The sequence below is a fragment of the Cyanobium sp. CH-040 genome (genome assembly GCF_024346135.1).
In the GTDB taxonomy this organism is placed as follows: domain Bacteria; phylum Cyanobacteriota; class Cyanobacteriia; order PCC-6307; family Cyanobiaceae; genus NIES-981.
This window is the reverse complement of sequence record NZ_JAGQCJ010000002.1, coordinates 223,371-231,371: the sequence shown is the minus strand read 5'-3', so window position 1 is coordinate 231,371 and position 8,001 is coordinate 223,371. Positions and strand designations below refer to the sequence as shown.

The 8,001-nt window shown below is 72.8% G+C and carries 9 protein-coding genes; 3 read left to right on the top strand and 6 right to left on the bottom strand.

From position 1 onward, the window contains the following. Positions 1 to 671: N-acetylmuramoyl-L-alanine amidase (locus tag KBY90_RS03980; RefSeq protein ID WP_254967163.1), on the top strand; the 671-nt coding region annotated here is incomplete at its 5' end. A 40-nt stretch (positions 672 to 711) separates the two neighbouring features. Here KBY90_RS03980 and KBY90_RS03975 read toward each other — a convergent pair. Further along, positions 712 to 1,464 carry a helicase DnaB gene (locus tag KBY90_RS03975; protein ID WP_254967162.1) on the bottom strand — a complete coding sequence of 251 codons (753 nt, stop codon included), beginning with the start codon at positions 1,462 to 1,464 and terminating at the stop codon, positions 712 to 714. A 254-nt stretch (positions 1,465 to 1,718) separates the two neighbouring features. On the opposite strand from KBY90_RS03975, the gene KBY90_RS03970 reads away from it, so the two are divergent. Beyond that, a complete protein-coding gene (locus KBY90_RS03970) occupies positions 1,719 to 3,293 on the top strand; it encodes a glucose-6-phosphate isomerase (RefSeq protein ID WP_254967161.1) in 1,575 nt (524 codons plus the stop codon). Here the strand turns inward: KBY90_RS03970 and KBY90_RS03965 are convergent. After that, positions 3,280 to 3,831: a hypothetical protein gene (locus KBY90_RS03965; RefSeq protein WP_254967160.1), complete on the bottom strand. Its 552-nt coding sequence runs from the start codon at positions 3,829 to 3,831 to the stop codon at positions 3,280 to 3,282. The genes KBY90_RS03970 and KBY90_RS03965 overlap by 14 nt on opposite strands. Before the next feature lie 8 nt (positions 3,832 to 3,839). Then, positions 3,840 to 4,412, bottom strand: coding sequence for a PCC domain-containing protein (locus tag KBY90_RS03960; protein WP_254967159.1), 573 nt, complete (start codon positions 4,410 to 4,412; stop codon positions 3,840 to 3,842). A 107-nt stretch (positions 4,413 to 4,519) separates the two neighbouring features. Here KBY90_RS03960 and KBY90_RS03955 point away from each other — a divergent pair, with 107 nt between their 5' ends. After that, positions 4,520 to 5,224, top strand: a complete 705-nt coding sequence (locus tag KBY90_RS03955) for a DUF6629 family protein (RefSeq protein WP_254967158.1) — start codon at positions 4,520 to 4,522, stop codon at positions 5,222 to 5,224. Between the two features lie 61 nt (positions 5,225 to 5,285). Here KBY90_RS03955 and KBY90_RS03950 read toward each other — a convergent pair whose 3' ends face one another. The 3 genes from KBY90_RS03950 to maeA form a co-directional block, all read right to left on the bottom strand. Beyond that, on the bottom strand, positions 5,286 to 5,864 hold the full coding sequence (locus KBY90_RS03950) for a hypothetical protein (protein WP_254967157.1): 579 nt from the start codon (positions 5,862 to 5,864) through the stop codon (positions 5,286 to 5,288). A gap of 109 nt (positions 5,865 to 5,973) precedes the next feature. After that, positions 5,974 to 6,252 (bottom strand): DUF427 domain-containing protein, encoded by a 279-nt coding sequence (locus tag KBY90_RS03945; protein WP_254967156.1) that lies wholly within the window; start codon positions 6,250 to 6,252, stop codon positions 5,974 to 5,976. Further along, positions 6,249 to 7,979 (bottom strand): oxaloacetate-decarboxylating malate dehydrogenase, encoded by a 1,731-nt coding sequence (gene maeA, locus KBY90_RS03940; protein ID WP_254967155.1) that lies wholly within the window; start codon positions 7,977 to 7,979, stop codon positions 6,249 to 6,251. The genes KBY90_RS03945 and maeA overlap by 4 nt, the downstream gene beginning before the upstream one ends. Between the last annotated feature and the right edge of the window lie 22 nt (positions 7,980 to 8,001).

Genomic DNA, 8,001 nt, shown 5'->3' with positions numbered 1-8,001 from the left:
CCCCCCACCAGCGCTGGCGATCGCCCCTGCAGTCCAGGTGCCGCGCCGTGGATGGCCAGAGCCGCGCGCGGCTCACGGCCCTCGCCAGCCGGCTGCGCACCGCGCCTGAGCGCATCCGCATCGATCCCACCAACTACGGCGAGCGCCACCGGCGGGACGCCTTCGGCAACGCCCTCGACCCCACACCGCGTCTGGTGGTGCTGCACGAGACGGTGTACAGCATGCAGTCGGCCATCAACACCTTTCGCACCCCCCACCCCCGCGATGAGGACCAGGTGAGCTATCACGCCATCATCGGGCTCGATGGCCGGGTGGTGAAGCTGCTGGACCCCTCGAAGCGGGCGTTCGGAGCCGGCAATTCCGCCTTCCGCGGCCAGTGGGCGGTGACCAATCCCCGCGTCAGCGGTTCGGTGAACAACTTCGCCCTGCACGTGAGCCTGGAAACCCCCGCTGACGGGGAGCACGCCGGATCCGTCCACAGCGGTTACACGGCCCGCCAGTACGACGCGCTGGCGGCGCTGCTGGCGGTGTGGATGGAGAGCTTTCCGATCCCGGCCGACCAGATCACCACCCACCGGGCCGTGGATCTCTGGGGCGAGCGGGCCGACCCGCGCAGCTTCGACTGGCAGGCCCTGCAGGTGCGGCTCGAGGCCCTCGGAGCTCTCTGCTGAGCGGGCCAGAGCAGCGCCGGGCAGATCAGCCCTGAGTGGGTCAGATCAGCGGTGAGACGGCGTGCTTCTGGCGGCCGTAGATGAGCGCGTGCAGCTCGGGGTCCTGCATCAGCGCCAGGATGCCCCGCGGGTAGTCCAGCTTGCCGTTGTGAAGGTAGGCCAGCGTGGCCAGCGCCTTGGCATCCCTGGGGCTGCCGCTGGCCTCGAGCACCCGGTCGCTGGGGAAATCGAGGGCCTGGCGCAGGCGCACGATCTTGCCCACGAGCAGCTTCACGTTCTGCTCGGGATCCAGCAACTGTTCCCGGGCGGCGGTGATCTCCTCAGCACTGGCGTCCTCGCGCAGCAGTCCCTGGTGCACCAGCTCTCCCACGCCGATCTGGGCCGGACCATGGGTGCTGAACAGGCCGGAATGGGCCGCGATCGGATGGTTCTCGCCAGGCTTGGCGTGACGGAGTTCGTCGAAGAGGATCGCCGCCACCAGCATCGGGTTGACGCGTTCACGGGCGGATTCGCTCAGAATCACCGGCCTGAGGACCTCGATCTGCCCCAAGGTGTGGTTGCGCAGCGGCTGCAGCTGATCGATGCCGCTGCTGAACAGCTGCGCCAGCCGCGGCTGGGGGCCGTGCACACCGAAACGGCGGTGCAGCTCCCGCAGTTCCTCCGGGCTGAAGCGCAGGGGGTCGGCGCTGAAGGGATCCTCATCCCACCCGGAGGCCCCGGTGGCCAGTCGGGTGTCTGCGGGGCCCAGAGCGATCGGGCCATCCATCCAGGCCGGCGGGCCCTTGCCGGCCATCGGGAGGCTGCCGGCCAGCAGCAGGGCGCAAGCGAAGCCCAGGACCCGGCGGCGCTGGGGAGCGCTGGCTCTGCGAGGACGCGGGAGGAGCGGGGCCGTGGCGATGCCGGGTTGATCTGGAGCAAATCTTACGGTTCATGTCAGGGGCTGACCGCTGCCGGGGAGCGGTCATCGCGCCGGCACCCGCCGTCGTCCGCCGCCGCTCACAGCCCTAGGTTTCGCAGGCGATCCCCCTCCCCGGAGCAGCCGAGGCCATGACCGCTGAGTTCGCGCCCACCGATCCGGCCCGCCAGTGGCAGCGCTTCTGCGATCTGCTCTGGCATGACGACGCACTCGGCTTCTGGCTGGATGTGAGCCGCATGGCGCTCGGCCCGGAGGATCTCGATCTCCTGACACCCGGGTTCCAGCAAGCCTTCGCCGCCATGGCGGCCCTGGAGGCGGGGGCCATCGCCAACCCCGACGAGCAGCGGATGGTGGGGCACTACTGGCTGCGCACCCCGGAACTGGCGCCGGACGCGGCCACGGCCGCCCACATCGCCGCAGAAGTGGAGCGCATCGACGGGTTTGCCCGGGGTGTGCTCGAGGCCGGGGCGTTCACCGATGTGGTGTGGATCGGCATCGGCGGCTCGGGGCTGGGTCCCCTGCTGATGGTCGAAGCCCTGGGCCAGGTGCGCACCGGCCTGCCCATCCAGTTCATCGACAACGTCGATCCCGACGGCATCAGCCGCACCCTGGCGCTGCTGGGCGAGCGGCTGCGCACCGCCCTGGTGGTGGTGGTGAGCAAGTCGGGCGGCACGCCCGAGCCCCGGATCGGCATGGAGCAGGTGCGCGCCCGGCTGGAGGCCATGGGCGGCCGCTGGGGCAGGCAGGCGGTGGCCATCACGATGCGGGGCAGCCGCCTCGATCAGCTGGCCGAACGGGAGGGCTGGCTGGCCCGCTTCGACATGTTCGACTGGGTGGGCGGCCGTACCAGCGTCACCAGCGCCGTGGGTCTGCTGCCGGCCGCCCTGATCGGCGTCGACATCCGGGCCTTCCTGGCGGGAGCCTCGGCCATGGACGCGGCCACCCGCATTCCCGAGCTGCGCGCCAACCCGGCGGCGCTGCTGGCGGCGGCCTGGCATGTGGCCGGCGAGGGGCGCGGCCGGCGCGACATGGTCGTGCTGCCGTACCGCGACCGCCTGGCGGTGTTCAGCCGCTACCTCCAGCAGCTGGTGATGGAGAGCCTGGGCAAGCGCTGTGACCGCCAGGGAGCGGTGGTGAACCAGGGCCTGGCGGTGTACGGCAACAAGGGCTCCACCGACCAGCACGCCTACGTGCAGCAGCTGCGCGACGGCATCGACAACTTCTTCGTGACCTTCATCGAGGTGCTGGAGGATGGCGGCGATCTGCCGGCGATCGACGGCGAACGGCCCGGGGACGTGCTCGAGGGCTTCCTGCAGGGCACCCGTCAGGCCCTGCTCGAAGGCGGCCGCCAGAGCCTCTCGATCACCCTGCGGCGCTTCGATGCCGCCGCCCTGGGGGCGTTGATCGCCCTGTTCGAGCGGGCCGTGGGGCTGTATGCCGAGCTGGTGAACATCAACGCCTACGACCAGCCCGGGGTGGAGGCTGGCAAGCGGGCGGCCGCCGCCGTGCTGGAGCTCCAGCAGCGCCTGATCGCCGCACTGGAGGCCGGTCAGCCCCGCAGCCTCGAGGAGCTGCAGGCGAGCCTGGGCTGCGACAGCGCCGAATCCCTCTTCTGGATCCTGCGCCACCAGTGCGCCATCGATCCCGGCCTGCGGGCCCAGGGCGACTGGGGCCGGCCGGCCTCCCTGCGCTTCAGCCGCTGCTGAGCGCTCCGCTCAGGCGGCAGCGCAGCACGGCGAGGGCCTCGTCCGGCAGCCCCAGGAAGCGATCCAGCCAGGGGTCGCCGCTGGCGGGCACCCGGGCCACGCCCACCAGCACCCCCAGCCCGTCCCGGTCCAGGCGCTGGCCCTGGCAGCGGTGTCTGCGGCTCTGCACTGCAGCGGTGGTCAGCTCCGTGTCGATGCTCAGCGGCGGCGGCTGGTAGAAGCCCAGGGCACGGCAATGGAAGCGGGCCTGGAAGCGCAGCTGCAGGGCTCCGCTGCGGGGTTCGAAGCAGCCGCCGAGCCGCAGCGGTTCGATGGTGATGGCGAGTCCGGGCGGCAGGGGCAGGCCGAGGATGCGGGTGCTGCGCCAGGTGAGGGGGGGAATGCTCAGCGCCGCGGGGGGGAAGTCCAGCGGCCTGCTGCCGTCGCCGCTGGCGCCCAGCCGCCCCGTGCCGCCGCCCCCGCGGGCGTCGTAGGTGAAGCGGGGATAGCCACCGATGGCCAGACCGCAGCCCTCCAGGGTGGTGAGGCGCAGGTCCATGCCGGGGCTCAGGAGTGGCGCCGCAGGGGCTCGAGTTCACCGCGGCCGTGCAGGTCGGCCAGGGCGTCGTAGCCGCCGACCATGACGCCGTCGATGAACACCTGGGGCACCGGACCCTGGGCGCTGTGCTGCACGGTGTGGGGGATGGAGAGGGTGCGCAGCATGCGCAGGGCACGGGCGCTGTAGGGACAGCCCGCCGCCACCACGATCTCCACCCTGGGCTCGGCGGCCGTGGCGGCGGCGGCGGGAGGAGCTCCCTCCAGCAGTCCCACCAGCACGTCAGCCCCCTTCAGCACCAGCGTTCCCGGTTCCAGATGCCCCCCCCACACCTGGCAGTTGCCGTCGGAGAGGCTGAGATGCAGATGCACGCCCTCCGGGGCGAGGGTTCCCTGGAGGGTGATGATCTCCAGCTCCCCCCGCAGCACGGTGGGCGCCGTCTGGCCCGGGCACTGGAAGGCGGCCTGGGAGAGGTTGCCGACCACGCTCAGTACGAAGCCGTGGGTCCCATGGGCGGCGGCCAGCTCCGCCAGGCTGCGGTGCACGTCGCTCCCGGCCTGGAGATGCAGCGGCAGTGCTCGCATGGGGACCGGAGGTCGGCGGTACAGCGGGCCAAGCTACGCCCTGCCGGCGGCGGCTGAGGCCTTCAGCTGTCAGGCTCCGGTAGGAGTGCTGCAGCCACCGGCCCGCCATGTGTTTTTCCAGCGAGGCCAGTTTCATCGCCGCCGCTGCCCTGGTGCCGGCCGGTGCCCTGGCCCTGGGGGCCTGCCGGCGGCACCAGCGAACCGACCTCCTGTCACTGGCCCTGTGCCCCTGGCTGTTCGGCGTGCAGCAGGCCTTCGAGGGCCTGGTGTGGCTCGGGCTCGATGCTCCCGTGGAGCCGCCGTTCACCCATGGCGCCGCCGTGGCGTTCCTGTTCTTCGCCCACGGCTTCTGGCCCGCCTGGATCCCCTGGTGTGCCCTGCAGGCAGCCCGGCTGCGCCGGCCGGACGCCGTGCCCCTGCTGCGTCTCCTCTCCGGCCTCGGGGTGCTGCTGGGGCTGTGGCTCTGGCTGCCGCTGGCGCTGGAGCCAGGCCGGGTGCTGCCGGTGGTGGTGGGCGGCTCGATCAGCTACCAGAGCCGCCTGCTGGCCGACGGCCTGCTCTCGCGGGAGCTGGGGGTGAGCAGCTACGCCCTGGTGGTGCTGGTGCCGCTGCTGCTCAGCGGCTCGCGGCGCCTGGCCTGGTACGCCTTCGCCCTGCTGGTGAGCGTGGTGGTGAGCTGGATCGCCTTCACCCAGGCCTTCACCTCGGTGTGGTGCTTCCTGGCCGCGGTGCTGGCCCTGCTGATTCCCTGGGTGGCCGCGGAACGCCTGCCCTCCGCCGGCCCGGAGCCGGCGGAACTGGAAACGGTCTGAGCCGTTCGCCTGCCCTGGCCGCGGGTTGGGCCCTGACTGCGGGGTGCCGTCGGCCGGCGGCTCAACCGTCGGCGTCCGATGCCGCCCCGCCCGGCTCTCCGGCGGGCCGGAACTGCTGGGCCAGCAGCCCACGCTGATACTCGGCCGCCAGGCTGGCCAGATGCTGGCGGGCCTGGGGCTCCAGCTCCTCGCCCACCTGCTCCAGGGCCGTGCCCTGGGGGATGCGCATGCGCAGCACCAGGGCCAGGGCATCGAACAGGCGCACCTGGTCGCTCTGCCAGCCCTGGTAGTCGGCCGCCATGGTCTGCAGGGCGTCCTGGGGGAGCTGGCCGGCGGCCACCCGCTGGCGCACCTCCTGCAGCTGGCTGAAGCGGGCGGAGCTCACCAGGGCATGGGCCGAACCGAGGGCGGCCAGTGCGTCGGCCGCCTCCCGGCGCAGCACACCCAGGCTGCGCTCCAGCACCGCCTGCTCCACGGACAGGGGTTCACGGGTGGCGGGGCAGGCGGCCAGGGCAGAGGTCAGTGGCTCCAGGGACGGAGCCAGGCTCAACCGGGACGTGGATGGGGGCGCCAGGGCGGCGGCCCAGCCGCGCAGCAGCCGGGCCAGCCGCCGGCGCCACTCCTCGAGGAGGCGCGGCATCGATGGTCGTTGGGGTGTTCGCACTCTGGGCTGGCCGTTTCGGCCTGCCAAGGTGGCGGACCGCAGGCCGGGAGCGGTTTTCCGACCGTGGCCCCTGCGCCGCGGCTCGTCAGTTCACCGTGACGCCCTTCCAGAAGGCCACGCGGCCCCGGATCTGCTCCGCCGCGGGCTTGGGGTCGGGATAGAACCAGGCGGCGTTGGCGTTCACCTGGCCGTTCACGACCACGTCGTAGTAGTGGGCCTCGCCCTTCCAGCCGCAGGTGCTGCGGTGCTGGGAGGGACGGAAACAGTCGGGGGAGAGGGCCTGGGCGGGGAAGTAGGCGTTGCCCTCCACGGTCACGATGTCGTCACTGGCGGCGATCACGCCTCCGTTCCAGATGGCTTTCATGGTGCGGCCTGTGCTGCGCCCATGATGGGGCGCAGGCGCGGGTAGGTGGGGCTCCAGCGTGCCCGATCCAGGCAGGCCCGGGCCTGCTGCTCCGTGCCTGCCAGCCGGGCCACGCCCTGCCGCACCGCCGCCAGGGCCACGGCCTCGGCCACCGCCGCTCCCACCGTCTGGCACGCGGCCATGGCGGGCATCAGCGGCGCATCGGCATCGCGGCTGGCGGGGATGGCCTCCACCAGGGCCGCCAGGGCGGCGTCGATCATCTCCTCGCTCACCGTCGTGGCCCCCACCGCCACGCAGGCGAAGCCCAGCCCGGGGAACACCAGGCAGTTGTTGCACTGGCCGATGGGCCGCTCCCGGCCGTCATGGCGCACCGGCGGGAAGGGACTGCCGGTGGCCACCAGGGCCCGGCCGCCGCTCCAGGCGAGCAGGTCGCCGGGCGTGGCCTCGGCCAGGGCCGTGGGGTTGGAGAGCGGCAGGATCAGCGGCCGCTGGCCAGTGGCCCCGGCCATGGCCTCCACCACGTCCCGGCCGAAGGCGCCGGCCACCGCCGAGGTGCCGATCAGCACGGTGGGCCGCACGCGCCGCGCCACCTCCTGCAGGCCGATCCGGCCCTCGGGGTCGCGATCGAAGCCGTCGCCTTCGACGGCGGGCCTGGCGAAGGGGACGGCCGCCGGCGGGATCCCCTCCTGCCCCTCCAGCAGCAGGCCCTGCCGGTCGATCGCCCAGATGCGCGCGCGCGCCTGTTCGTTGCTCAGTCCGCGCAGCTCCAGCAGGCGCACCAGCCGCTTGGCGATGCCGCAGCCGGCCGTGCCCGCCCCGAAGATCACGATGCGCTGGTCCTCCAGCCGCACCCCCTGCCCCCGGCAGCCGGCCAGCACCGCCGCGGCGGCCACCACGCTGGTGCCCTGGATGTCGTCGTTGAAGCTGGGCAGGCGGTGGCGGTAGCGGTCGAGCACCCGCCGGGCCTGGGGGCTGCCGAAGTCCTCCCAGTGCAGGAACGCCTGCGGGAACACAGCCGCGACGGCGTCGACGAACCCGTCCAGGACGGCGTCGTAGGCCTCGCCGCGCAGGCGGCGGCGGCGCAGCCCCGGGTAGAGCGGATCGCTGAGCAGGCTTGGGCGGTCGGTGCCCACGTCGAGGGTGACTGCCAGCACCCGCTCGGGATTCAGCCCGGCGCAGAGGGTGTAGACGGACAGCTTGCCCTGGCAGATGTGGATGCCGCCGATGCCCTGGTCGCCGATCCCGAGGATGCCCTCGGAGTCGGTCACGAGCAGCAGGTCCACACCCTGCGGCGCGGCGCGGCGCAGCAGCTCCGGCAGCTGCGGCAGGTGCTCCGGGGTGAGGTAGAGGCCCTGGCCGCCCGGCAGGTCGGTGTGGCTGAAGGCCTCGATCACCGCCCCCACGGTGGGGGTGTACACCACAGGCAGCACCGCCTCGATGTGGTCTTCCAGGAAGCGGTGGAAGAGGGTGAGGTTGCGCTGGCGCAGGGCGCTCACATAGCCGAAGCGGGCCAGGGCGCCGTCCTGGCGCTGGAAGCCGTCCCACACCCGGCGCACCTGCAGCTCCAGGGGCTCCACCGCCGCCGGCAGCAGCCCCTCGAGCTCCAGCTCCCGGCGCTCCTCGGGGCTGAAGGCGGTGTCCTTGTTGAGCACCGGATCGGCCAGCAGCGCCGCTCCGCGGAGGGCTGTGAACCGGTCCGGCGGAACGCTGGGCATGGAATCGGCCATGGCGGGCAGGGACGTGCCGCCG